The sequence below is a fragment of the Tardiphaga robiniae genome, from assembly GCF_013359755.1.
In the GTDB taxonomy this organism is placed as follows: Bacteria; Pseudomonadota; Alphaproteobacteria; order Rhizobiales; family Xanthobacteraceae; genus Tardiphaga; species Tardiphaga robiniae.
The window spans coordinates 1-21,170 of the sequence record NZ_JABMCJ010000085.1 but is presented as its reverse complement, the minus strand read 5'-3'; the positions used below and the strand labels follow the sequence as shown (position 1 = coordinate 21,170).

The window sequence follows — 21,170 nt, the reverse complement described above, 5'->3', positions numbered from 1 at the left end:
CAGCCAGCCACTGCGACGCTTGCGTAAATGCGGCGATTTAACTCCAAATTCCCGGAGAATCCCACTTTGTCTCTTCACGGAGCTGCAACGTCGCGTACGGATACCGCCATGCTCACGTCTCTTTCTGACCCTTCGTAGGCAGAACTGCTCGAGCGCCATCATGCATCGAATCTTTCAAAATTTTATTGATCGTCTAGCGAGCGCTCGGAAGTCCGAGGATCTTTGCGATGCTATGGAAGAAGCAGCCGCCGCACTCGACCTGTCCTGCTTCGCGTACCTCTCTGCACCGCATCGACCAAGCGCCTCCGCGGGGCTAATTTCAAATTACCCGTCGGCCTGGACAGAGCACTATATGCAACGCCACTACGAGCGTTGTGATCCTGTAATCATCCAGGCGATTAGCCATCCTGAACCTTTCGAGTGGGGTATTGGCGCAGGATCGCCTCCGCCATCCGAATCGCAGCGAGAGTTATTTGAAGAAGCCGCAGAGTTTGGTATTCGCTGTGGATTCACTGTCCCGATCCACGACAATCGTGGTGCCCTTGCAGCAGTGACCTTTGCTACCGACGAGCGCAAACCGCACTTCGAACGAACCATCACCGTGCATGCACGAGTGCTTCAACTCATGGCAATGTATTTTCATGCACATGCTCGCCGCAAGCTTGCTCCCAATCGCCTCATCAACGGCGTGGCTCTATCACCGCGCGAACTCGAATGCCTCGAATGGGCCGCGCAGGGTAAATCTGCTTGGGAGATCGGGCGCATCCTCGGCATTACACGTCGCACGGCTGCTTTCCACTTGGAAAATGCCAAAACCAAATTCGGCGTGCACTCGATCTGTCAAGCAGTCGCCCAGTTAGTCGCTTCAAGGTCAACGATGCAGTGACCTCACTCCCAGCACATCCTGTACATCTGTACAGGGTGTGTCGGCGCAACAATTCGTCTCCAATACTGAAAGGTCAGCAATTGAGGAGGCGATCATGATACAGCTGATAACGGCCGATTACTTCGGTAGCTTTATTGGTGAGATTGCGGAGATGCACCGGCTGCGTTACCGCGTTTTCAGGGAACGACTGGATTGGGACGTCCAGGTCAGCGGCGATATGGAGATCGACGCGTTCGACGCCCTTCAGCCCTGCTACTTGCTCCAGCGTGCGGGCGATGGGCGCATCCAGGGCTGCGTGCGCTTGCTTCCTTCCACCGGGTCCACGATGCTTCGCGATACTTTCCCCGTTCTGTTGGACGGCGCATGCGCTCCCGCTAGTCCGACCATCTGGGAAAGCAGCCGCTTCGCGCTCGATATTCCGGCCGACGCGCGAAAGGGCGCTCACGGCCTGGCAGTCGCGACCTACGAACTTTTCGCGGGCATGATCGAGTTCGGTCTGTCGCGACAGCTCACCGAGATCGTCACCGTCACAGATGCCCGGATGGAGCGGATCTTGCGCCGCGCCGGGTGGCCTTTGCGGCGGATAGGTCAGCCCCGCCCGCTCGGCAGCACCGTGGCCGTTGCGGGCTATCTGGAGGTTTCGTCACTTGCCTTGGCACGCGTGCAGACCGCTGGCGGGCTGCACGGACCCGTGCTGTGGGCGCCAGTCGCGATTCTGGCTGCTTGAGACACATTAATAGAGCCTCCGCGAGGTTTCCCTGGCGACGTCTGCACGCAAGCGTCGGGCACTTTCCTTCACGACTTATCGAACATCAAAACATGGCGGAGAAAACCATGGCAACCGACAAGCGGCGACCTGACGCCCGACCGCTAGCCGTTGATCTACAGCAGTTGCGATTTGCAGTGACCGCGGCGGATATCGGTAGCTTTCGGCAAGCTGCGGATGTGTTGCGGCTTCGTCAATCGCAGATGAGCCGATCTGTCCGCCAGCTCGAGCACTCGATTGGCATCGTCGTGTTCGAGCGATCGAGCGGAGGCGTGAAGCCTACACCCGGCGGCCGCGAGTTTCTCAGGACGGCAAGAATAATCTTGGAGCAGGTTGATACGCTCGTTGCGAGCGCAGAAACAACCAGGCGCCGCGAGGCCGGTAGACTTGCGGTCGGCTTCTGCACGTCTCTTTCGGCGGGGAACTTGCGTGAGACCCTGCTCGACTTCAAGGTACATTTTCCGCATATCGAACTCGTCACCGTCGAACGATCGCGAGCGCGCCTGACGACTGCGCTGCAAAATGGAACACTCGATATCCTGATCGTGACCGGCGCTACGCCTCTCTTAGACAGTCAGACCCTTCCGCTCTGGAGCGAGCGGATCCTGGTCGCCTTGCCAGAGGATCATCCCTTGACGACGCGTGACCCCGTTTTGTGGACCGAGCTTCGGAATCAAACAGTCTTGCTGAGCCAATATGACCCCGGACACGAACTTGAGGACGTCCTGATTTCAAAGCTCCCCTTGCCTGGGAACAGGCCTCAAATAGAGCGCCACGACGTCAGTCGGGGCATCATCAAAAGCCTGATCAGTATGAGGCTCGGGATCAGCCTGGTCATGGAATCGGATATCGGCGCCACCTTTGCCGGTTTGGTCTATCGCGAATTGCGCGACGGGATACGGCCGAGCTACATCAGCTTTTCGGCGCATTGGCGAGGCGACAACGAGAACCCCGCCCTTCATGGCTTTCTGAAACTGTTGGCCGAGCGCTACCCGTTGCCAGCGACTGGCGAATGAGCCGCGCGTCGTGATTTCGCAAATCCCCGATCCGTTGCCATGAATCGCATCACCATAGGCGCGATCAGCTTTGACGGATCATCGACCGGCTGGCCGGTTTCACGTGCGAGGGCTCCCGCATAAGCAACAAGATCTCGATGCACCGCAGCCGGCAATTCAACGGTGACCTTGACGGGCTTGTCATTTGGAAGCGCCCCGATCTTAAGCTTGGCCATTTTCATTCCTCACCCTCTGTAAGGCTCTAATACGAGGTCGCGATTGACGATCACGCGGACCGGGAAACCAGGCCTGATCGTTAGTGTTGGCTGGATGTTGAGATTGCGTTCAACGATCTTCTGACCAGTTCGATTGAAGCTATCGCTCGATCCGCGGCGAAAGGCCTGGATGATGTCACCGTTGTTGCCGGTGTCGGAGCCGGCTCCCACTTCGCTGCCGACTGAGAGTAACGTCGACAGGAGTGCCGCCTTGAAGAGAGCGGCCCAGTGATTGTCGACGTCGTCTTCCAGACCAGCATAGCCGCCCGAATCCGCGCCTGGCTGGCGTTCGAGCACGATCGAACGGCCGTTGGGCATGATCAAGCGCGTCCAGACCAGCAGGACGCGTGACTGACCGAATGCGACCTGGCTGTCGTAGGTTCCGATCAAACGAGCGCCCTGCGGGATCAGCAGCAAGCGACCGGAAGGGGTGTCAAAAACATTCTCGGTCACCTGCGCCGTGATCTGCCCGGGCAGATCTGAGCGGATGCCGGTGATGAGTGCCCCAGGAATAACCGTTCCTGCCTGAACCACATACGGAGAAGCTGGTTTCGTGATGCGATCGGAGCTTGTGGTACGGCGGTCGGCCGATGCATTAACGAAGGCAAGTTTTCGATCCTGCCCGTTCTGCGCAAAGCCGTCGTCAGTTCCCGGCATGGACGATGGAGAGGTTCGGTCCACGTTTGAGGCCTGGGCTGCGGCGGGCGTCGTCTCGCGAACATTGGTGGAGGCGAACAAACGGCTCACGCGCGCGGCTTCGATCTCCTGGTCACGGCGCTGCTGCTCCTGATCGAAGCCAGTCGTGGTTGTGGTTGGTGGCTGTCCCTGAGCGGCAAGGATTGGCCTGCCGAGGTCACCAGGAAGCGGTGGGCCCAGCGAGGGCACCTGACGCGGAACACCAGCATAGTCCCGCGGCAATCCGGCGAGGCCATCCGCGACGTTATGGTGATCGGTGCTGTAGAGTTCGTCCGGCGCAGGCCCGCGGGAGCGGTTGTTTTGGAGGGCCCAAAGCACGGCACCTCCAACAAGGACCAACGCAACAGCACTCCCTCCCGCCAGGACCTTACGGGACAGCCGCGTGACGCGTGGATGATCTGCCCGCAACCGGAACCCGTGCGCCAATTCTTCCGACCTGTTCGGCTCGCCGGGCTGCTTGTTAGTGTCATCGCTCTGAAGGGTGCTCATGACGACGACCTCCCAACACACGACCGCCCTTGTCACGTAAGACCTCACGCCACACGGCAAAGCCATCGAGAATAGCCCGCTGCCAATCACTAATCGTGCAGCTGCCGATCTCCAAATGGGTAGTCATGCTCTTGATGGTGCGCAACAATCTATAGTCGATATCGGTGACACCATTGAGAAATCCATGAACGCGGGCATAGTCGAAAACGAGAGCTGAAACACCTTCTTCCAGAACGCGGGCACGGCCACCGTCCTCAACCTCGTCGAGCAGCGGATTGCTCTTTCGCTTACACTTGAGGAAAGCGCGCAGGTTCGGTGACCAGCCGAGTATTGCTGCATATGCCAGATGGAAGACATCGTGAAAACGATAGCCATCGGGATCGTAAGCATTGTCACCTAGCGGAGAACCGAGCAGCTCGCCATTCATGGACACCCGCACCTTCGGCCGCCCATCAACAAGCACTTCGGTCAATTCGACCTCAATGCGTCGGGGAAAGCGCTCGGATTCGGGAAACCCTTGATCGAATTGGAGTGGTTCGTCCGAAGGAGCGGCCCATCTTTCCTGCACCTTGCTGAGATTGCGTGTAGCGATATCATCGAGATTCAAGTCGAACTTGCTGGCGACGTTGGCGACGTACCAAAGAAGGTCTCCCAGTTCCTCAGCGACCCGCTCCTTGAACAGGCGATGGGCTTCGCCATCGCGCAAGTGCTTTTTGTATTCGCTGAGAAGCTGACCAGTTTCACCCGCGAGCCCGAGCATCGGCACAACCAAAGAGGCTGCAATATCGCCATCGCCGGCGCTCGGTACCTGATCGGTGCGGAGAGCTTCAAGCTGGTATGAACGAAATTCCATGACGGTCGCTCTCCTTGCGGCTAGCCCCTGCGAGCCTCCGGCATACGGCTGATTGGCTCGTTGTCAGATTCACTCACAGCAATCTCATTCGGAAGTAACCCGCTCGCGATGCGGTCGTTCAGCCCCCATTTGGGCGGGTACCAGAAGACGAGAGGTTTGGAAGTTGGTGAAAATTTCTGCTTGATCCGCGTTCGCCCTGTTCTTCCGGCGATATCCGGATGTGCAACACGCGCGAACTTATCGACCTCGCAGAAGAGGTTCTGACAGTCGATTAGCTGCAACCGGCGGCCCCAGAGCGATGGGAAGCTGATTTCGAGGCGCTCAAACTCGGCTTCTTGAATGTCAGCCATCAACCTAATCAGCTCGGGCTCGTTCAGACCGCCCGGATCGGCGAAGCACTTGCGAAGGCCGTCGCGCGCACCGGGACCAGGCACGACGAAATCCATCTCCGAAAAATCGGTGATCGTGCTGTAATTGACGTCGGTGACGAACTGGTAGGCCAGAAAGTCGCCGATCGTCGGATAGGCGCGGAGGAGCTCGAAGCCTTGTTGCATACTGTGTGCATCTGTAAGTTTCTTTGGCAGTTCGTCCGCCATCATTCGTTCCAGAAGGCACAAATGGTTCTGATGCTTCGCGGGATGCCCGAAGGCTGAGCTTCCTGGCGGCATGATGTAGGCAGCCGAATAGATGCGCGTGCCGCGCTTCATGGCGCGAGCAAGCACGGCATCATAGCGACGAAAACTGTAATCAGAAAAAGTCAGCGGTCCTAGCTCAGACTCTAGCAACACCCACGTTTCGATCTTGTTGAACAGTTTGAACAGAAGAATTCGAAAGAAGACTTCCTTTTCTGACGCTGGCAGGTCGTCACGATAAATGACATGTCGGATGAGATACTGGCTAACGCGATCGGATGCCCTATAGGCATTCGTGAATTTGTAGGTCGCCAGCACAGCATTCGCGGTCCATGGCCGGGCTGTGCCGACAATGCGGTTAAAGAACACATGTTGCCGTTCAGCGGCAAATCGCCAATAGCTGTCATAAACGGGCGTCACCTGCGCAGGACTGAGGTGGCGCGTGACCATGGTCGGGGAGGCAACGGCTGAGTTGCCCAAACGGCCGTCCTTGTCCACACGCCCCTTCCAAAGCTGAGCGTCCGCGGCAGCGGCAAGATTCAGAGGCAATTGTGCAACCACCTGAGCGGAGCGGTCCTTTAGCGGTCGTCCACGGCGCTTCGGAGAAACGGGGATTTTGGCAGGATGATCGCGCTTTTTCAAAGCGCGGCCTCCGCGAACAGAGGTGGCGCCGAGACGGCAGGATAGTTGGGGACAGCGGCCAAGCAGGCTTTCGCCGCGACGATGACGGGAGCCAGACTTTTATCGGTCTTGGTGATACGCTCAAGCTTGGCAACGCCCACGTTCACGTTAAGTCGGTTCAGCGACATGTTCATCTCGTGCGCCATGAACGCACCAAGCTGCGCAAGTCCAAGATAATTGCCATAAGCCTTATCGAAGATCTGCTGCGTTGCGTAGAAAGCGTTGACGATCAAGCCTGTGTCAGTCGGGACGAAGCTGACTTGCTGCAGGCACGGGAAGCCGAGCTGGGCGCTAGGGGTATGGTCACGCTCAGGATCAAAAGTGGTCGCCTGTAACATCGATCGCCGGACGCCAGGTCGAGAATTGTATTGGGACAAAACGTACTCCAATTGGTTGCCGTCGCACGGACCGCGGCCGTACATCATCATTCTCTCGAAATAGAGGCCGCGACCGTTCGCCTTTCGGTTCATCGCCTTATAGGCAGGAAACGCCATCTTGTAGAAGGTAAACAGTTGGGCACGGTCTCCTTGCGCCATGTCCCATAGGCGCTGCGGAAAAATGGTATAGGCGACGTCTTCGACATCACTCTTGCTCTTGCGGACAAGGAGAGCATCGAGGGCCGCACGAAGCACGGGTTCTTCTGGAATTTCCCGGTTCGGACCAAAGCCGTTGATCGTCATGACGAGGGGAGAGATTTCTTTCCCTGGCTCCTCGACGACGCGAAGCAAAATCCGAGCATAGGCTCGAGAGATGCTGGTTTCCGAAATGAGCAGCGGTTCTGGCGCTACGACGTTTTTGGACTTACTCATCAGGATCATCCTCCAGATGCCGGAAGTCGGCCATGCCGACATATTCTCGCCGCGCGATGCGGGCGAATACGGCCCAGGATGAGCCAGATTGCGTGATGCGGGCGATGCCGGGGCGAACAGCTTCGAAAAGCCGCCCATCCGGCAGATCCCGCACGGGTACGATGGCATCGTTCGCCGTTTGAGTATCCGCTGGCAGCAACAGATGCGTACCGACTTCGGCGTCGAGAACCGGCGACGCCCAAGCCTGATCCGCAATGATGAGTGGGTTGGGCGATAAGGCGTTAAGAATCTCAGCTCGAATTGCTTTCGGCGCAGCACGATGCAGTACTGCGGCTCGCGAACGCGAGAGCATGCCGACCGCTTGAGATAGATGCGTGATTAATGTCGCGTACCCGACGCCAAATTCACAAGCGACCTGAAAGATCTGACGCGGCGTCGCCGTCTCCGGCTTCCATCCTCGCGAGGCGAATGCGTGGCGCAATCCAAGTGTGGGCATCAGGACGAAACCTGCGAAAGTGTCGGCGAGGAATTCTTTTGGATCTTCCCATGGTTTGGCCTTTGCGTCCTCCCGAAGCTCGTCAATGGACGAGCCATGACCAAAGACATGATGGCCAAGTTCGTGGGCACAGTTGAAAGCCCGCCGGGGAAGCGGCCGGCGGGCCGACAGATGGATGCGAGGTGCCGCCCCGCGCTGGTACATGCCTTCCATATTAATGTTGTTGAAACGCACCTGCACGCGGTGCGCCTTGCTGAGTGCGTAGATGCAGATGGGGCTCTGGAGGTCCATGGCCGCCTTTGAGCGCGCGGTGAGGGAGGCCAGCATGGCCTGATTCGCCATGGCGCGACGGTCTGGCATTTTGGTTACACTCCTGAGCATCATTGGTGTCAGGCTCCCTTCGTGTCGGGGGCGTCGTCCCTCATAGCGGCGAGTAGCTTCAGCAGGCGCTCAAGGTCTTCAGGTTTGAGCTTGCTCAGTTCGCGGGCGGCAAGTTGGAGCTTTGGGTCGGCGGCGTCCAACGTGTCGGCTACTTCACCGACGAGCCAGGCGACGCTCACGTCATATAGTCCGGCAAGTTGAGACAACTCTTCGGAGGAAACCCGACGATTGCCGGCCTCCATCTCCGACACGGAAGGGCGATGCAGTCCGAGCAACTTCGCGACCTGCCCCTGTGAGAGACCGGCAAGCTTGCGGGCTTCACGTAGTCGGCCAGTGAGTTGAGTGCGTTTGTCGGGAGCTTGATCGGTCATGCCGCGGCCGCAGCCAATGCTTTCTTCTGATTTTCGATGATGAAGCAGACAAGGGCGACGGTCTGATTGATCGTCAGCGCCTGCTTCGTCGTCTCATCGACAAAGATATTGGCTTCTGGGGGAATGTGCTCGCCGATTGCAGCCGCCAACATACCCGCCGCGACCGGCCATACTTTGCTGTCGAATTTCGGCAGGCTTTCCGCCGGTTTCAGGGAGCCATCCAAAGTCGGGCATGCCTCTCCACTTATGGCTTGAACTTGCTCAAGTACGGCGATGAGCTTGTTCGTAACATCGGCTTGGTCCATTTGAGTCTCCTCAATCTTACAGATGGTAAGATAATCTTACGGACCGGAATGTCAAGGAAGCCTTGTTCGGCGCCTTCCGGTTGTTCTCGATCTAGCGTCAGAAAGTCACAACATATTTCTGACAGAGAAGGACTTGAATTTGGTGTCAGAATATCGTATACATTTTTCTGACAAAGATCGGGAACAATTTGGATCTCAAGTCCGAAATTCGCAGCCGCATGGCGGAACAGGGCCCTTTCGGCGTCTGGACGCCGACGGACTTCCTGGACCTCGGTTCACGCGACGCCGTGGACCAAGCGCTTTCGCGCATGACGATTGGCGGCGATATCCGCCGGATTACACGCGGTCTATATGATCTGCCACGCCCCAACACGCTTACCGGTAAACCAACCAACCCCGATCCGCGTCGGGTCATTGATGCGCTAGCCCGCCGCGACCAAGCACGCATGTTGGTGGATGGCCTAACCGCTGCAAACGATCTTGGTCTCTCTGACGCTGTTCCCGCCAGGATCGCCGTGCATACCGACGCACGCCTACGCGCGATCAAGCTGGGCGCACAGACCATCACCTTCAAACCAACCGCCCCCAGCCGACTGTATTGGGCCGGGCGCCCCGGTATGCGCGTCGTTCAGGCGCTTCACTGGCTTCGCGACATGCTGAACAGCGATCACGAACGGATCGCACGCCGCCTCGCCTCTATCTTGGCCGATCCCAAGCATGGTCAAGCGATCACGGCGGATTTGCGTGAGGGTCTGACCACCCTCCCGGGCTGGATGCAGAGCTTTCTGCGGCCATTGCTGGATCAATCAGGCCAAGGTCCTTCCCAGGAAAAGCACTCCAAGCGCCAAACAGAGACGCGCCCATGAATCCCGCTTTCACTACCTTCCTTTCGGCAGCAGCCGAGGATCGCCGCGACGCCTTCCTCGGCGCAGCACGGCGACTGGGCACGGCCGAGCAAAACGTCGAGAAGGATTTCTGGGTCTGCTGGACTCTCGACGCCCTGTTTAATGGCGCGGAAGCTAACGGTCCCCGGTTATTGTTCAAAGGTGGGACATCGCTCTCGAAAGCATTCGGGCTGATCTCCCGATTCTCAGAAGACATCGACATCACGATTTTCCGTGACGATTTGGGTCAGGGCGCGAGTGTCGAGGAGCTTGAAACACTCAGCGGGAAAAAGCGGCGCACGCGGCTCGACGCAATCAAGGCGGCGAGCCAAATCTACGTGAAGGAGCCGATGCGGGCGCAGTTGGCCGCCCAACTTAACGATGCGTTGCAAGCCGCGGGGTTGCCGCAGACCTCCGCGCGTATTGAGCCGGATCCAGACGATCCTGACCAGCAAAGTCTGCTCATCTGGTATCCGCAGGTCACGTCAGCCGCTGATGGCTACATCAGACCTGCGGTGAAGATAGAATCAGGCGCGAAATCCGCGCTCGATCCAAACCGCCCGGCTGTCATCCGTCCCTACGTCGCCGACGACGTGGCCAACACGGACCTCAGCGTCGCCAACGTCACCACTGTCGTCGCCGAACGCACGTTCTGGGACAAGGCAGTGATCTTGCACGGCCTGCGGCAATGGTTCGAAAGGCGCGGCGTACTGCGCGGTGGCGGACAACGGGTCTCCCGCCACTACTACGATATCTATCGACTATTGGAGTCGGACACCGGGCGCAGCGCTGCAAGCGACCTCGACCTGGCGACCGACTGCGTGAGGCATGCTCGGATGTTCTTCAACAGCACGGATCTGAATTTGGCAACGGCTGCGCCTGGTTCCTTCACGCTGTCGCCCAGCCGCCAAATGACCGCCGATCTGGCGCGCGACTACACCGCCATGGCCGGCATGATCTTCGGCGAAGCTCCACCTTTGGCGCAAATCCTCGAGCGGGTCGCCGACTTTGAAGCCAACGTGAACGCGGCAGAGCGCAAATGACGACGACGCGGGTATCGTCAGTCTCCAATCCAACCGAAGCGCGCAAGTTTTCACGCGACGATGAAGTGCGACCCGGCACGCCAGAGCCCGAAGTCTTCCGACCGAAGGCGCCGGCTCTATCCAGATCTTGGAGTCTGATTTCCATTGTTGTTGTCCATCGTAATGCTGATGTTGCTCGGGATCATCACCGTGCAATCGACAGTAAGTGTTACGATGAAGGAGACGGTTGCTCAGAAATCCGAGGGTATCGCCCGGTTCAGCGAGCCGGAGTTGACGCTTGCACCAGCGAGCGACAACGCGCCCGATCCGCGCCTCGTCGAACTCGTGCGTCTACTGGCTCGCCGCGCGGCACAAGAATGGTACGAGCAAATTGCCGAGGAGCACCGTCCGAAATGCTCCTGAGCTTGCAGGAGATCGTTTCATGAAGGTCGCGCTCTATGCCCGCTACTCCACTGACAATCAGCGTGACGCTTCGATCACGGACCAATTTCGCATTTGCCGCACCTATGTCGAGAAACAAGGCTGGCAAATCGTTGAGGAATATTCGGACCATGCGATTTCGGGCGCGTCACTACTGCGCGCTGGTGTTCAGGCGCTGATCGCCGACGCTCTGCGCGGTCGATTCCAGGTGGTGCTAGCCGAGGCGATGGATCGGCTCTCGCGAGACCAAGAAGACATAGCCGGCCTGTTCAAGCGAATGGCCTACGCCAATGTGAAGATCGTTACTTTGTCCGAAGGCGAGATCACGCATCTCCATGTCGGCCTCAAGGGCACGATGAACGCGCTCTTTCTGAAGGACCTCGCCGACAAGACGCGCCGCGGGTTGCGCGGCCGCGTCGAGTTGGGCAAATCAGGCGGTGGCAATTCTTACGGCTATGACGTCGTCAAGCAATTCCAAGCAAATGGAGAGCCGATTCGCGGCGATCGCGCCATCAATCTGGCAGAAGCCGAGGTGGTTCGCCGCATCTTTCGCGACTATGTCGTTGGCAAATCGGCGAAGCGCATCGCTGCCGAGCTGAACAAGGATGGCATCCCGGCGCCTGGCGGTAGCGATTGGGGCTTCAGCACCATCAACGGCAACGCCAAGCGCGGCAATGGCGTCCTGAACAACGAAATGTACATAGGTCGGATCGTCTGGAACCGGCAGCGGTTCATCAAGGATCCCGAGACAGGCAGGCGCCAGGCGCGACCGAATCCGTCGGCTGAGTGGATAGTTCAAGATGTACCGGAGTTGCGCATCATCGACGATGAACTCTGGAACGCCGCAAAAGCACGACAAGTTGCCATCAAGACAAAGCGCGGGGAGGATGGCCGCGAAGAGCAAAACAGCTTCCGCGACCGCCGGCGTCCGAAATACATATTCTCGGGGTTGATAAAGTGCGCATGCTGCGGTGGCGGATACGCCATGATCTCGGCTGACCTCATCGGCTGCTCGACGGCAAGGAACAAGGGGACTTGCGAGAATCGGAAGAGCATCCAGCGCGACCGACTGGAGGCGCGAGTGCTGAACGCTCTACGATATCACCTGATGGCCCCTGCGCTGTTCAAGGAGTTTTGCGACGAGTTCACGCGCGAGATGAATCGTCTTCGGATGAAAGGCTCGGCGTCGATCGAGGCTGCGCGGTCGGAGCTGAAGCGGATCGAGCGCGAGCTGGATACGCTGCTTAATCTGATCCTCAAGGGCGGCGCGGCGGACAGGATCAACGCCAAGATGGTCCAGCTTGAGGGCCGGAAGTCCGAACTTGAGCAGCAGCTCAACGATGCAGAGGCGCCGCCGCCCCTTCTTCATCCCGAGATGGCGACGTTCTACCGCGAACAGGTGGGCGCCCTCCACGAGGCGTTACAGGACGATACCGAGGCAACTAGGCTGAAGGCTGGCGAGATCCTGCGTTCCCTCGTGAAGGAGATCATCCTTACTCCCGAGGCCGGCGAATTGAAGATCGACGTCCGGGGCGATCTAGCTGGAATCCTGGCGATTTCCCTCAAAACGAAAATCCCGGCCACCAGGGCCGGGATTTCGCAATTTGAGTTGGTTGCGGGGATAGGATTTGAACCTATGACCTTCAGGTTATGAGCCTGACGAGCTACCGGGCTGCTCCACCCCGCGCCAAACCTTTCGGAAAACCAGAGACGAAACGAAGTCGGCCAACGCCAAGGCGTCGATCGATCCCAGTCCGGAGGCTTCCTGAGAAGGCAACCGGGGCAAAGCCCTCGGTGCGAGGGGTATGTACCAATGCCAGCCTGCTTTGGAAAGGGGCTGCGGCGATCTTTTTGCGCTTTTATGACGGTCCGGAAACGCACCAATCTGCTTTGTTTCGGCACAGTCCGGCCCAGTGACGAACCGCACAGAGCCAAACAGCCTTCAAAGACCCGCTGGACGCCCTTTGGCGGCCTAGTTCAGCAGAAAGCCACCATCCACAGTCACGGTGCTCCCGGTCATGTAGCGCGAGGCCTGCGAGGCCAGCAGCAGAATGGCACCGTCGAGGTCGCTCTCATGACCGACCCGGCGCTGCGCGATGCGCTTGATCAGCTTCTCGCCCACGGGCGTGTCCCACGCGGCGTGGTTGATGTCGGTATCGATATAGCCCGGCGCCAGCGCATTGACGCGAATGCGGTGCGCGGCGAGTTCCAGCGCCAGTGCCCTGGTCGCCTGCACGATGCCCGCCTTGGAGATCGCATAAGGCGACACCGCCTTGGTCAGCCCGAATCCGAGGACCGAAGCGATATTGACGATATTGCCCTCCACTTTATGCGCGATCATGCGGCGCGCGGCTTCGGTCGCCGCGAAATAGGCGCCCTTGAGATTGGCCCCGATGACCGCGTCCCAATCCGCCTCAGTCTGATCGATGGCCATCTTCTCCACCGCGATGCCGGCATTGTTGATCAGCACGCGGACCGGCCCGAGCGCAGCTTCAGCGGCATCGAACGCGTTTGCGATCGAGGCATTGTCTGTGACGTCCATCGACACCGCGACAGCGCGGCCCCCCTTGACCGTGATTTCCTTCTGCAGGCTCTCTAGCTTGCCCATTTGCCGCGCTGCGAGCACCACAGCTGCACCATGCGCGGACAGCACGCGCGCAAATTGTCGGCCGAGGCCCTGCGAGGCTCCGGTGATGAGGATGGTTTCTTTACTGACGTCGAATATCCCGGACATGGCATTTCCCTTTGATTTTGCCCTAGTGATACCCGGCCTTGCCGCGATCGCAAACCGGCGCGCTCCGCCGATTTCTTTGACGCGGAATTGCCGCATGGGGACGAAGCCGCGATGAACAGTTTCGATGTCGTCGTTTATGTCGGCCTGATCGTCGCCATGGTCATCGGCTTCCGCGCCGGCCTCTTGCGCAGCGCCGTGACCATCCTGGGCTATCTGCTGGCCATGCCGATCGCCGTCTGGATCACCGGGCTGATCGCGCCGCAACTGTCCGGCGCCGCCGCCGCTTCGACCACGCAAAATTCACTGCTGTTCTTCGCGATCTTTCTCGTGTCAGGCATCGTACTCGGCTCGCTGCTGCGCATGGCAATTAACGACGTGATCGGCCACGAGATCGGCATCGGCGACCGGCTCGGCGGCGCTTTGCTCGGCGCCATTCGCGTCGGCCTGATCGCGGTGACGCTGGTGCTGATCTTCGACCAGTTGGTGCCGGCCGACAGGCAGCCAGCCTATATGACCGGCTCACAGCTGCGGCCCCTGCTGTCGCTGGCCGGGCAGAAGGGCGTCAAATCGCTGCCGCCGGACGTGACGGCCACCATCGAGCAATGGAAACGCGCGCACCGGCTCTGACGGGAGCGCCCTTATCAGACCCCGCCGGAACCGCTATAACGCGGCCTTCGGATTATCGAACTTCAGGAGTGACATCGTGGATCTTGGAATCAAAGGCCGCCGCGCGCTTGTCTGCGCATCCAGCAAGGGCCTCGGCCGTGGCTGCGCCGAAGCGCTGGCCGCAGAAGGCGTGCATGTCACGATGACTGCACGCGGCGGCGACGTGCTGGCTGCAGCCGCTGCCGATATCCGCAAGGCCTATCCCGGCGTCGAGGTCACTGAAGTCGTCGGTGACATCACCACGGTCGAAGGCCGCGAAGCTGCGCTGAAGGCAGCCGGCCAGATCGACATCCTCATCAACAATGCCGGCGGCCCGCCGCCCGGCGATTTCCGCAACTGGACCCGCGACGACTGGATCAAGGCCATCGACGCCAACATGCTGACCCCGATCGAACTGATCAAGGCGACGGTGGACGGCATGATGGAGCGCAAGTTCGGCCGCATCGTCAACATCACCTCGGCCGCCGTGAAGGCGCCGATCGATGTGCTCGGCCTGTCCAACGGCGCACGCAGCGGCCTCACCGGCTTCATCGCCGGCCTGTCGCGCAAGACGGTACGTGCGAACGTCACCATCAACGGCCTGCTGCCAGGCCCGTTCTACACCGACCGCCTGAAGGGCGTCGCCGCCGGACAGGTCAAGGCCACAGGTCTTTCGGTCGACGAAATCCTGGCCAAGCGCGCCGCCGAAAATCCGTCGGGCCGGTTCGGTCATCCCGATGAATTCGGTCAGGCCTGCGCCTGGCTGTGCAGTTCGAAGTCCGGCTTTATCACCGGCCAGAACATCGTGCTCGACGGCGGCGCCTTCCCCGGCACGATGTAAGTCGCCAGCATCTCAAGACGCAAAAAGGCGATCGGCTGCACGGCCGATCGCCTTTTCTTTTGGGTTGCGCAATCAGTGGACGGGTGTGGTGCGTTCGCTCGACCAATCGACGCCGAATTCTTCCAGGCCTTCGGCAAGAAGATCACCGAGCAATGGCTCGCCTAGCAGATAGCGCGCTGTGCGCCCGTTGCGGCCCTCTGCGGCCTCGCGGCGCAAGTCACTCCATTCATCGATGGTGGCGTCGCCGCGTCCCAGCCGCATCAGGGCGACGAGGTCGATCTGCTCGTCCTCGGTGAGCGCGCTGATGAAGCCCGCGATTTCCCGCGCCACGGGATCTTCGCCATTGTCCTCAAGCACATCGATCATATCGTCATCGGCGCCGTTCGAACCGGAATCGGGATCCGAGGCGATATCCTTGGCATCGAACTGCCGGGCCTTCTCGATCAGGAAGCCCACTTTCTCGGATGAAATCGCTAGTTCTGGCATCGCATGCTCCTCCCTGCAGGGCTTGATGTTCCACCCAGACAACGCGCAGCCCCGCGAGATGATCCATTGCACGCAAAGGCGGAAACCCGCATCTTTCCAGCCCTAAAAAGAACAATGGGGTGAACGCCTGATGCAATGGACGGTCGGCAAGGTCAGGATCACGCAGATCATCGAAGGCGAGACGATTGGCAGCACGCGCTTCATTCTCCCGCAGGTCGGCCCCGATGAGGTCCATGCGCTGCCGTGGCTGATGCCGGAATTTGCAACTCCTGAAGGCCGGCTGAAAATGTCGATCCATGCGCTGGTGGTGGAAACGCCGACGCAAAGGATCATAGTCGATACCTGTCTCGGCAACGACAAGCAGGGCCGTTCGGTGCCGACCTGGAATAATCTGCACACGCCGTTCCTCGAAAACATGACGGCGGCGGGCTTCGCGCCGGACAGTATCGACACGGTGCTGTGCACGCATCTGCATGTCGATCACGTCGGCTGGAATACAAAACTGGTCGCTGGCCAATGGACGCCGACATTCCCTAATGCACGCTATGTGTTCGGGCAGCACGAATACAACTACTGGGCGGCGCATAGCGATACGGCGTCGCATCTCGCCGTGTTCAACGATTCCGTAAAGCCGATCGCCGATGCCGGGCTGATGGATCTCGTTGCCAGTGACGCACAGCTCTCGGACGAGATCTCGCTGATCCCGACGCCAGGCCACAGTCCCGGCCATATGAGCGTGCACATTAAATCCGCAGGCGAGGAAGCGCTGCTAACGGGCGACGCTGCACATCATCCGGTGCAGATGGCGCATCTGGACTGGTCGTCCACGGCGGATGCCGATCCCCTGCAATCCGCCGTATCGCGGCGCGCACTGTTCTCACGTTTCACAGATACGCCGACACTGGTGATCGGCGGTCACTTCGGCGCCGGCCACATCATGCGCGAGGGCGATGCTTTCAGATTTGCCGCGCTGCAGCACTGATTTTTGCGGCTCTGACCTTTCTGTCGCGCGGTTGAATTTCCCCGCGCCCTGTTCCACAACCTTTCAGGCAAGCCCCAAGGGAGACGACAATGAAGCTCGTAAGATACGGCGCGTTCGGCAGCGAAAAGCCGGGACTGATCGACAAGGACGGCAAGCTGCGTGACCTCTCCGGCCAAGTGAAGGATCTGGCTGACGATGCATTTGCGCCTGCCAATCTTGCCAAGCTCGCTGCGCTCGACCCGGCGTCGCTGCCTGCCGTAAGCGGCTCGCCGCGCATTGGCTCGCCCGTTGGCGGCAAGCCGAAATTCATCGCCATCGGCCTGAACTATGCGGATCATGCGGCGGAATCCGGCATGCCAATTCCGTCGGAGCCCATCGTCTTCATGAAGGCGTTGAACAGCCTGTGCGGCCCCAATGACGACGTGGAGAAGCCACGTGGCTCGACCAAGCTCGACTGGGAAGTCGAACTCGCTATCGTCATCGGCACCAAAGCCAAATATGTGACCGAAGCCGATGCGCTGAAGCATGTCGCCGGCTACAGCGTCTGCAATGACGTTTCCGAGCGCTTCTTCCAGATCGAGCGCGGCGGCCAGTGGACCAAGGGCAAGTCGCACGACACGTTCGGCCCGCTCGGCCCGTGGCTGGTAACATCAGATGAAGTCGGCGACGTGCACAAGCTCAGCATGTATCTCGACGTCAATGGCAAGCGCTGCCAGACCGGCTCGACCGCGACCATGATCTTCAATGTGCCGCAGATCGTGTCGTATCTGTCCGGCATGATGACGCTGATGCCCGGTGACATCATCACCACGGGCACGCCGCCCGGCGTCGGCCTCGGCATGAAGCCGCCGAAATTCCTCGAAGTCGGCGACGTCATGACGCTCGGCATCGAGAAGCTCGGCGAGCAGAAACAGAAAGTGGTTGCGGCTTAAGGCGTATCACTCTCCTCGTCATTGCGAGGAGCGAAAGCGACGAAGCAATCCAGAAGGCCACAAAGCAAGGACTGGATTGCTTCGCTGCGCTCGCAATGACGACCAATAGAACTGAGTAAAGGACCAAAAATGAAGCTGACTTTTTCTCCGGGCTCGCCCTTCGCACGCAAGGTTCGCATTGCCGCGATCGAACTCGGCCTGATCGACAAGATCGAACTCACGCCCGCCTCGGTCGCACCGACGCAGAAGAATGAGACCTATTCGCATGACATCAGCCCGGTCAGGAAATTGCCGGCGCTGATCCTCGATGACGGCAATGTCATCGTGGATTCATATGTCATCACCGAATATCTCGACGAGCTCGCCGGCGGCAACAAGCTGATCCCGGCCGCGGGTCCGGCGCGCTGGAAGGTGAAGAGCGAGCATTCGATGCTGCAGGGCATGACGGATGCGATGTTGCTCTGCCGCTACGAAGTCGGCGTGCGCCCGAAAGAGCTTCTGTGGCAGGCTTGGTATGACGATCAGTGGGATCGCGCCTGGCAGGGTCTGACGCGTTTCGAAAACCATCCGGACATTCTGACGCGTCCGCTGGATGCGGCGCAGATCGCGCTCGTCTGCGTGCTCGGTTATGCCGACTTCCGCTTCCCGGATTGCGGATGGCACAAGGCGTTCCCGAAACTCGACGCTTTCCACAACAAGATGCTGCAGCGGGAATCGGTCAAGATCTCCGTTCCGCCAAAGGGTTAAGGTCGAAAAGCGGCCTGACGCAATTTCACGTCAGCTTGCGAAAATCCTGCGTCAGGCCTGCGGCAGGTCTAATCGAACAGCGAGGGCGTGTGATTCACATACGCGCCCTCGATGGCGAGCATCTTGAGCTTCGTCTCGACGCCGCCATTGGCCGAAAATCCGCCTGGCTTGCCGCCGGCAGCCAGCACCCGGTGACACGGCACGATCACCGGACACGGATTCTGCCCCATCGCCTGCCCGACATTGCGTGAAAGTTCGACACCGCCGAGCTTCTTGGCGATATCGCCATAGGTCAGCGTCGCGCCCGGCGGGATCTGGCGGGCGATCGCATAGACGTTGCGATTGAATTCGGGGACGTCGGTGAGATCGAGATCGATATCGAGAAGATCGACCGGCTTGCCGGTCATCAGTTCGACGATACCGTCGATGGCTGCCTGTACCGCCGGCGGCGGTGCAGCTTCTACGATATCCGCATGGCGCTGCTTGATGCGCACGCGGGTCTGCTTTTCGTCCGGCTGCGGCAATTGCACAGCAACGATGCCGCGATCGGCCCATGCGATGCCGCAACGGCCGATGGCGGTGTCGAAGAGAGTGAACTGAACGTCGGTCATATGAGCCTCCATCGATCGCATCAGCATCCGATGTGGTGAGGTCCGGAGTTTGCGACGATCTTCAGCCATTCGCCACCCGATTCCGGAGCGGCAAACAGCTTTGTCTCAGCTCTGCTCGCGCGACGGCATTGAGGCTGCCTTGTGGATGAAAGCCTGGCCGAGCATGTCGAGGATTTCCTTGGTGGCCACGAACATGAACACACCCGCCTCGGTGTCGAAGGAGATGCCGACCACGGTCGGATCGGGCTGGAAGTCCAACAGGCTGTAGCCCTTCAGCGGGAGGGCGGGAACTTCTTTCGGATTCGACATGTCGGTCTCCCGCGTCAGTGAAAGGCTCGTGAAAGCCGGAATAACGAGGGCTTAGACAACAATTCGGAGCACGCCAAGGCGTTATTTCGTAGCGTTGGCCTGCCTTCCAACGACAATCGGGACCGCACTGCGGCCCCGATCTTCAGAAGTCCAAGCCGTGCGATGGCAATGGCGGACTTACTCGTCGTTCTGCATCGCTGCGGCCAGCTTGTCGTAATATTTGCCGACGAGGTCGATATTGCCCTTGTTCTCGACTGCTGGCGGCGGCGATTTGAGCGCGGCGTTGAGATCGGCAAGCGCGGCCTTCTTGTCCTTGGCCGGCATCTTCTTGTCGGCCTGCACGGCCGCGATCTGCTGCTTGAACACCACTTCGGGGCCGACATATTTCTTGGTTTGCGGATCGAAGCCGCCCAGCACCAGCATGATGTTTTCGACGACGTCGTTGTAGTCGCCGTAGTTCGCAAAGCCGTTCTTCTTGGCGACGTCATCGAGCTGCGCGACCACTTTGGGATCCGGCTTGTCAGGTGCCTGCTGCGGCAGCTTGGCGGTGACCGCATCGAGATCCTTCTGCGCGGCCAGCACCTGCTCGATCTGCTTGTCAGTCAGCGCAATCTGCTTTGGCGCCGGCGCATTTTGCGCGGGAGCTGCGGTGGGTGCCGGCGTGGGCGGCGTCTGTTTTGCGGCGGGCTGTTTCTGCGCCTGCGCATATGCAGCGCCAGTGACGGGAATCGTCGCAAGGCCTGCGATGGTCAGGGCGGCGATGGCGGGGCGAAGGATGGAACGCATGAAGATCTCCTCGGCAAATTGGAGCGACCAGGGAAAGTCGATCGCGGAGCGAAACCGGTTCAACGAGCCCGGTTGGCAGAGGATGGAATGCTGCAGCTGAATCGTGGCTGAATGATCGCAGCGGCGGGTCGTCCCTTACCCCGGCTGCTCGGTTGCCGATCTTCCGCCCATTACCCGCTTATGGTGCATGTACGACCAACAACGCAGGCCGCCATTCCGACGATCAGTCGTCCTTCAGCGCGACGGCGAGCTTGTCGTAATACTTGATCGCGAGATCGATATTGCCCTTGTTTTCAACAGCTGGCGGTGGCGACGCCATCTTGGCATTGAGATCGTCGATCGCCTCCTTCCTGTCTTCGGCTGACAGGCTCTTGTCCGCCTGAACGGTGGCGATCTTCTGCTTGATCACGGCAACCGGCCCCACATAGATCTTCGTCTTCGGATCGATGCCCGCCATTGCGAGACCGATATTGTCGAACAAGATCGTATACTCGGCGTAATTTGCAAAACCATGCTTCTTGGCGACACCATCGATCTGGGCAAGGACCGCTGCGTTCGTTCCGGGAGTGGCGACAAAGCCGTCGAGATCTTTCTGCGCTGCGAGCAACGCCACCACCTGCTTTTCACTGAGAGCTAGCTGCTTGGCGGCGGACGCTTCCAGTTTCGGTGTCTGCGCCAAGGCGATCTGGCTGGCCGGTATCGCAAAACAAAAAGTCGCACCAACCAGGGGCAGCGCGACAACGGGACGAAAAACGAAATGCATGCCGAGTTCCTATCGGTAGATATCCTGACTAAGTCTCGCATTGGAAAAGAAGGGTTCAGCGGTAACGGTAATATTCTGCAGAAGCCTCTATCGCCCCTCGCGTTGCGCGCGCATGCGCTCTCTCGGCGCTCGGCTCTTGGGATGAGCATCGACGTTGGAGACGCTGTTACGATGATCCGAGATGACGAGTTTGCGCCGACTAGCCTGTGGGTCCAGACAACAAAAAACGCCGCTTCCCGAAGGAAGCGGCGTTTTTTGTATTGATATCGTAGTTGAGGGTTCTTTGTCCTTTGCAGGCCTGGCAGCGACCTACTCTCCCAGGGCTTAAGCCATAGTACCATTGGCGCTGAGG

Annotated in this window: 26 protein-coding genes, 1 tRNA gene and 1 pseudogene; 12 read left to right on the top strand and 16 right to left on the bottom strand. The window is 59.4% G+C overall.

What is annotated here, in order from left to right; all coding sequences use genetic code 11:
• Nucleotides 1–160: 160 nt before the first annotated feature.
• The 3 genes from HP556_RS15670 (at nt 161) to HP556_RS15660 (ending at nt 2,668) form a co-directional block, all read left to right on the top strand.
• Nucleotides 161–886 carry a helix-turn-helix transcriptional regulator gene (locus HP556_RS15670; protein ID WP_175367658.1) on the top strand — a complete coding sequence of 242 codons (726 nt, stop codon included), beginning with the start codon at nt 161–163 and terminating at the stop codon, nt 884–886.
• A gap of 94 nt (nt 887–980) precedes the next feature.
• Nucleotides 981–1,613 (top strand): acyl-homoserine-lactone synthase, encoded by a 633-nt coding sequence (locus HP556_RS15665; protein WP_175367657.1) that lies wholly within the window; start codon nt 981–983, stop codon nt 1,611–1,613.
• A gap of 107 nt (nt 1,614–1,720) precedes the next feature.
• Nucleotides 1,721–2,668 (top strand): LysR family transcriptional regulator, encoded by a 948-nt coding sequence (locus HP556_RS15660; RefSeq protein WP_175367656.1) that lies wholly within the window; start codon nt 1,721–1,723, stop codon nt 2,666–2,668.
• Here the strand turns inward: HP556_RS15660 and HP556_RS15655 are convergent.
• Genes HP556_RS15655 through HP556_RS15620 form a run of 8 tightly spaced genes read right to left on the bottom strand, consistent with a single transcriptional unit; the run spans nt 2,641 to nt 8,635 of the window.
• Complete coding sequence (locus tag HP556_RS15655) at nt 2,641–2,883, bottom strand: DUF2274 domain-containing protein (protein WP_175367877.1); 243 nt, start codon at nt 2,881–2,883, stop codon at nt 2,641–2,643. The genes HP556_RS15660 and HP556_RS15655 overlap by 28 nt on opposite strands.
• A gap of 9 nt (nt 2,884–2,892) precedes the next feature.
• Nucleotides 2,893–4,107: a TraB/TrbI/VirB10 family type IV secretion system protein gene (locus HP556_RS15650; protein WP_175367655.1), complete on the bottom strand. Its 1,215-nt coding sequence runs from the start codon at nt 4,105–4,107 to the stop codon at nt 2,893–2,895.
• Nucleotides 4,085–4,960 carry a nucleoside triphosphate pyrophosphohydrolase family protein gene (locus tag HP556_RS15645; protein WP_175367654.1) on the bottom strand — a complete coding sequence of 292 codons (876 nt, stop codon included), beginning with the start codon at nt 4,958–4,960 and terminating at the stop codon, nt 4,085–4,087. Before HP556_RS15645 ends, HP556_RS15650 begins: the two co-directional genes overlap by 23 nt.
• Before the next feature lie 20 nt (nt 4,961–4,980).
• Nucleotides 4,981–6,234 carry a nucleotide kinase domain-containing protein gene (locus HP556_RS15640; protein ID WP_246297749.1) on the bottom strand — a complete coding sequence of 418 codons (1,254 nt, stop codon included), beginning with the start codon at nt 6,232–6,234 and terminating at the stop codon, nt 4,981–4,983.
• Nucleotides 6,231–7,082, bottom strand: a complete 852-nt coding sequence (locus HP556_RS15635; protein ID WP_175367653.1) for a thymidylate synthase family protein — start codon at nt 7,080–7,082, stop codon at nt 6,231–6,233. The genes HP556_RS15640 and HP556_RS15635 overlap by 4 nt, the downstream gene beginning before the upstream one ends.
• Nucleotides 7,075–7,938: an ImmA/IrrE family metallo-endopeptidase gene (locus tag HP556_RS15630; RefSeq protein ID WP_246297746.1), complete on the bottom strand. Its 864-nt coding sequence runs from the start codon at nt 7,936–7,938 to the stop codon at nt 7,075–7,077. Before HP556_RS15630 ends, HP556_RS15635 begins: the two co-directional genes overlap by 8 nt.
• 29 nt (nt 7,939–7,967) lie before the next feature.
• Nucleotides 7,968–8,330 (bottom strand): helix-turn-helix domain-containing protein, encoded by a 363-nt coding sequence (locus HP556_RS15625; protein ID WP_175367651.1) that lies wholly within the window; start codon nt 8,328–8,330, stop codon nt 7,968–7,970.
• Complete coding sequence (locus HP556_RS15620) at nt 8,327–8,635, bottom strand: hypothetical protein (protein ID WP_175367650.1); 309 nt, start codon at nt 8,633–8,635, stop codon at nt 8,327–8,329. The genes HP556_RS15625 and HP556_RS15620 overlap by 4 nt, the downstream gene beginning before the upstream one ends.
• A 188-nt stretch (nt 8,636–8,823) precedes the next feature.
• On the opposite strand from HP556_RS15620, the gene HP556_RS15615 reads away from it, so the two are divergent.
• The 4 genes and pseudogenes from HP556_RS15615 to HP556_RS30485 all read left to right on the top strand — a co-directional run.
• Nucleotides 8,824–9,501, top strand: coding sequence for a DUF6088 family protein (locus HP556_RS15615; protein WP_246297743.1), 678 nt, complete (start codon nt 8,824–8,826; stop codon nt 9,499–9,501).
• Complete coding sequence (locus tag HP556_RS15610) at nt 9,498–10,562, top strand: nucleotidyl transferase AbiEii/AbiGii toxin family protein (protein WP_175367649.1); 1,065 nt, start codon at nt 9,498–9,500, stop codon at nt 10,560–10,562. The genes HP556_RS15615 and HP556_RS15610 overlap by 4 nt, the downstream gene beginning before the upstream one ends.
• A gap of 144 nt (nt 10,563–10,706) precedes the next feature.
• On the top strand, nt 10,707–10,964 hold the full coding sequence (locus HP556_RS15605) for a hypothetical protein (RefSeq protein ID WP_246297741.1): 258 nt from the start codon (nt 10,707–10,709) through the stop codon (nt 10,962–10,964).
• Between the two features lie 19 nt (nt 10,965–10,983).
• Nucleotides 10,984–12,021 (top strand): annotated as a pseudogene (locus tag HP556_RS30485) (recombinase family protein); the annotation flags it as partial.
• A gap of 54 nt (nt 12,022–12,075) precedes the next feature.
• Here HP556_RS30485 and HP556_RS30480 read toward each other — a convergent pair.
• The 3 genes from HP556_RS30480 to HP556_RS15590 form a co-directional block, all read right to left on the bottom strand.
• Nucleotides 12,076–12,396, bottom strand: coding sequence for a hypothetical protein (locus HP556_RS30480; RefSeq protein WP_338117575.1), 321 nt, complete (start codon nt 12,394–12,396; stop codon nt 12,076–12,078).
• A gap of 196 nt (nt 12,397–12,592) precedes the next feature.
• Nucleotides 12,593–12,669, bottom strand: a tRNA-Met gene (locus HP556_RS15595).
• Nucleotides 12,670–12,954: 285 nt separating this feature from the next.
• Nucleotides 12,955–13,716: an SDR family NAD(P)-dependent oxidoreductase gene (locus HP556_RS15590; RefSeq protein WP_175367648.1), complete on the bottom strand. Its 762-nt coding sequence runs from the start codon at nt 13,714–13,716 to the stop codon at nt 12,955–12,957.
• A gap of 111 nt (nt 13,717–13,827) precedes the next feature.
• On the opposite strand from HP556_RS15590, the gene HP556_RS15585 reads away from it, so the two are divergent.
• Nucleotides 13,828–14,343 carry a CvpA family protein gene (locus HP556_RS15585; RefSeq protein WP_175367647.1) on the top strand — a complete coding sequence of 172 codons (516 nt, stop codon included), beginning with the start codon at nt 13,828–13,830 and terminating at the stop codon, nt 14,341–14,343.
• Nucleotides 14,344–14,419: 76 nt separating this feature from the next.
• On the top strand, nt 14,420–15,202 hold the full coding sequence (locus tag HP556_RS15580; RefSeq protein WP_175367646.1) for an SDR family oxidoreductase: 783 nt from the start codon (nt 14,420–14,422) through the stop codon (nt 15,200–15,202).
• 72 nt (nt 15,203–15,274) lie between these two features.
• On the opposite strand, the gene HP556_RS15575 is transcribed toward HP556_RS15580, so the two are convergent.
• Complete coding sequence (locus HP556_RS15575; protein ID WP_175367645.1) at nt 15,275–15,688, bottom strand: DUF3775 domain-containing protein; 414 nt, start codon at nt 15,686–15,688, stop codon at nt 15,275–15,277.
• 130 nt (nt 15,689–15,818) lie between these two features.
• Here HP556_RS15575 and HP556_RS15570 point away from each other — a divergent pair, with 130 nt between their 5' ends.
• The 3 genes from HP556_RS15570 to HP556_RS15560 all read left to right on the top strand — a co-directional run bounded on the left by HP556_RS15570 (nt 15,819) and on the right by HP556_RS15560 (nt 18,349).
• The gene (locus tag HP556_RS15570) at nt 15,819–16,670 is read left to right on the top strand and encodes an MBL fold metallo-hydrolase (protein ID WP_175367644.1); all 852 of its coding nucleotides are present in this window, start codon (nt 15,819–15,821) and stop codon (nt 16,668–16,670) included.
• Between the two features lie 89 nt (nt 16,671–16,759).
• Nucleotides 16,760–17,602: a fumarylacetoacetate hydrolase family protein gene (locus HP556_RS15565; protein WP_175367643.1), complete on the top strand. Its 843-nt coding sequence runs from the start codon at nt 16,760–16,762 to the stop codon at nt 17,600–17,602.
• Between the two features lie 129 nt (nt 17,603–17,731).
• Entirely contained in the window at nt 17,732–18,349 is a 618-nt protein-coding gene (locus HP556_RS15560; protein WP_175367642.1) for a glutathione S-transferase family protein, read from the top strand.
• 68 nt (nt 18,350–18,417) lie between these two features.
• On the opposite strand, the gene HP556_RS15555 is transcribed toward HP556_RS15560, so the two are convergent.
• The 4 genes from HP556_RS15555 to HP556_RS15540 all read right to left on the bottom strand — a co-directional run bounded on the left by HP556_RS15555 (nt 18,418) and on the right by HP556_RS15540 (nt 20,818).
• Nucleotides 18,418–18,960 carry a methylated-DNA--[protein]-cysteine S-methyltransferase gene (locus HP556_RS15555; protein ID WP_175367641.1) on the bottom strand — a complete coding sequence of 181 codons (543 nt, stop codon included), beginning with the start codon at nt 18,958–18,960 and terminating at the stop codon, nt 18,418–18,420.
• 105 nt (nt 18,961–19,065) lie between these two features.
• Complete coding sequence (locus tag HP556_RS15550) at nt 19,066–19,269, bottom strand: hypothetical protein (protein WP_068729147.1); 204 nt, start codon at nt 19,267–19,269, stop codon at nt 19,066–19,068.
• Nucleotides 19,270–19,446: 177 nt separating this feature from the next.
• The gene (locus tag HP556_RS15545; RefSeq protein ID WP_120288019.1) at nt 19,447–20,055 is read right to left on the bottom strand and encodes a hypothetical protein; all 609 of its coding nucleotides are present in this window, start codon (nt 20,053–20,055) and stop codon (nt 19,447–19,449) included.
• Nucleotides 20,056–20,278: 223 nt separating this feature from the next.
• Nucleotides 20,279–20,818, bottom strand: coding sequence for a hypothetical protein (locus HP556_RS15540; protein WP_175367640.1), 540 nt, complete (start codon nt 20,816–20,818; stop codon nt 20,279–20,281).
• Between the last annotated feature and the right edge of the window lie 352 nt (nt 20,819–21,170).

What these genes read in the sequence shown, in the direction of transcription:
- HP556_RS15670 (WP_175367658.1), top strand. Translation starts at nt 161, where the DNA reads ATGCATCGAATCTTTCAAAATTTTATTGATCGTCTAGCGAGCGCTCGG.
- HP556_RS15665 (WP_175367657.1), top strand. Translation starts at nt 981, where the DNA reads ATGATACAGCTGATAACGGCCGATTACTTCGGTAGCTTTATTGGTGAG.
- HP556_RS15660 (WP_175367656.1), top strand. Translation starts at nt 1,721, where the DNA reads ATGGCAACCGACAAGCGGCGACCTGACGCCCGACCGCTAGCCGTTGAT.
- HP556_RS15655 (WP_175367877.1), bottom strand. Translation starts at nt 2,883, where the DNA reads ATGGCCAAGCTTAAGATCGGGGCGCTTCCAAATGACAAGCCCGTCAAG.
- HP556_RS15650 (WP_175367655.1), bottom strand. Translation starts at nt 4,107, where the DNA reads ATGAGCACCCTTCAGAGCGATGACACTAACAAGCAGCCCGGCGAGCCG.
- HP556_RS15645 (WP_175367654.1), bottom strand. Translation starts at nt 4,960, where the DNA reads ATGGAATTTCGTTCATACCAGCTTGAAGCTCTCCGCACCGATCAGGTA.
- HP556_RS15635 (WP_175367653.1), bottom strand. Translation starts at nt 7,082, where the DNA reads ATGAGTAAGTCCAAAAACGTCGTAGCGCCAGAACCGCTGCTCATTTCG.
- HP556_RS15630 (WP_246297746.1), bottom strand. Translation starts at nt 7,938, where the DNA reads ATGCCAGACCGTCGCGCCATGGCGAATCAGGCCATGCTGGCCTCCCTC.
- HP556_RS15625 (WP_175367651.1), bottom strand. Translation starts at nt 8,330, where the DNA reads ATGACCGATCAAGCTCCCGACAAACGCACTCAACTCACTGGCCGACTA.
- HP556_RS15620 (WP_175367650.1), bottom strand. Translation starts at nt 8,635, where the DNA reads ATGGACCAAGCCGATGTTACGAACAAGCTCATCGCCGTACTTGAGCAA.
- HP556_RS15610 (WP_175367649.1), top strand. Translation starts at nt 9,498, where the DNA reads ATGAATCCCGCTTTCACTACCTTCCTTTCGGCAGCAGCCGAGGATCGC.
- HP556_RS15590 (WP_175367648.1), bottom strand. Translation starts at nt 13,716, where the DNA reads ATGTCCGGGATATTCGACGTCAGTAAAGAAACCATCCTCATCACCGGA.
- HP556_RS15585 (WP_175367647.1), top strand. Translation starts at nt 13,828, where the DNA reads ATGAACAGTTTCGATGTCGTCGTTTATGTCGGCCTGATCGTCGCCATG.
- HP556_RS15575 (WP_175367645.1), bottom strand. Translation starts at nt 15,688, where the DNA reads ATGCCAGAACTAGCGATTTCATCCGAGAAAGTGGGCTTCCTGATCGAG.
- HP556_RS15570 (WP_175367644.1), top strand. Translation starts at nt 15,819, where the DNA reads ATGCAATGGACGGTCGGCAAGGTCAGGATCACGCAGATCATCGAAGGC.
- HP556_RS15565 (WP_175367643.1), top strand. Translation starts at nt 16,760, where the DNA reads ATGAAGCTCGTAAGATACGGCGCGTTCGGCAGCGAAAAGCCGGGACTG.
- HP556_RS15560 (WP_175367642.1), top strand. Translation starts at nt 17,732, where the DNA reads ATGAAGCTGACTTTTTCTCCGGGCTCGCCCTTCGCACGCAAGGTTCGC.
- HP556_RS15555 (WP_175367641.1), bottom strand. Translation starts at nt 18,960, where the DNA reads ATGACCGACGTTCAGTTCACTCTCTTCGACACCGCCATCGGCCGTTGC.
- HP556_RS15550 (WP_068729147.1), bottom strand. Translation starts at nt 19,269, where the DNA reads ATGTCGAATCCGAAAGAAGTTCCCGCCCTCCCGCTGAAGGGCTACAGC.
- HP556_RS15545 (WP_120288019.1), bottom strand. Translation starts at nt 20,055, where the DNA reads ATGCGTTCCATCCTTCGCCCCGCCATCGCCGCCCTGACCATCGCAGGC.
- HP556_RS15540 (WP_175367640.1), bottom strand. Translation starts at nt 20,818, where the DNA reads ATGCATTTCGTTTTTCGTCCCGTTGTCGCGCTGCCCCTGGTTGGTGCG.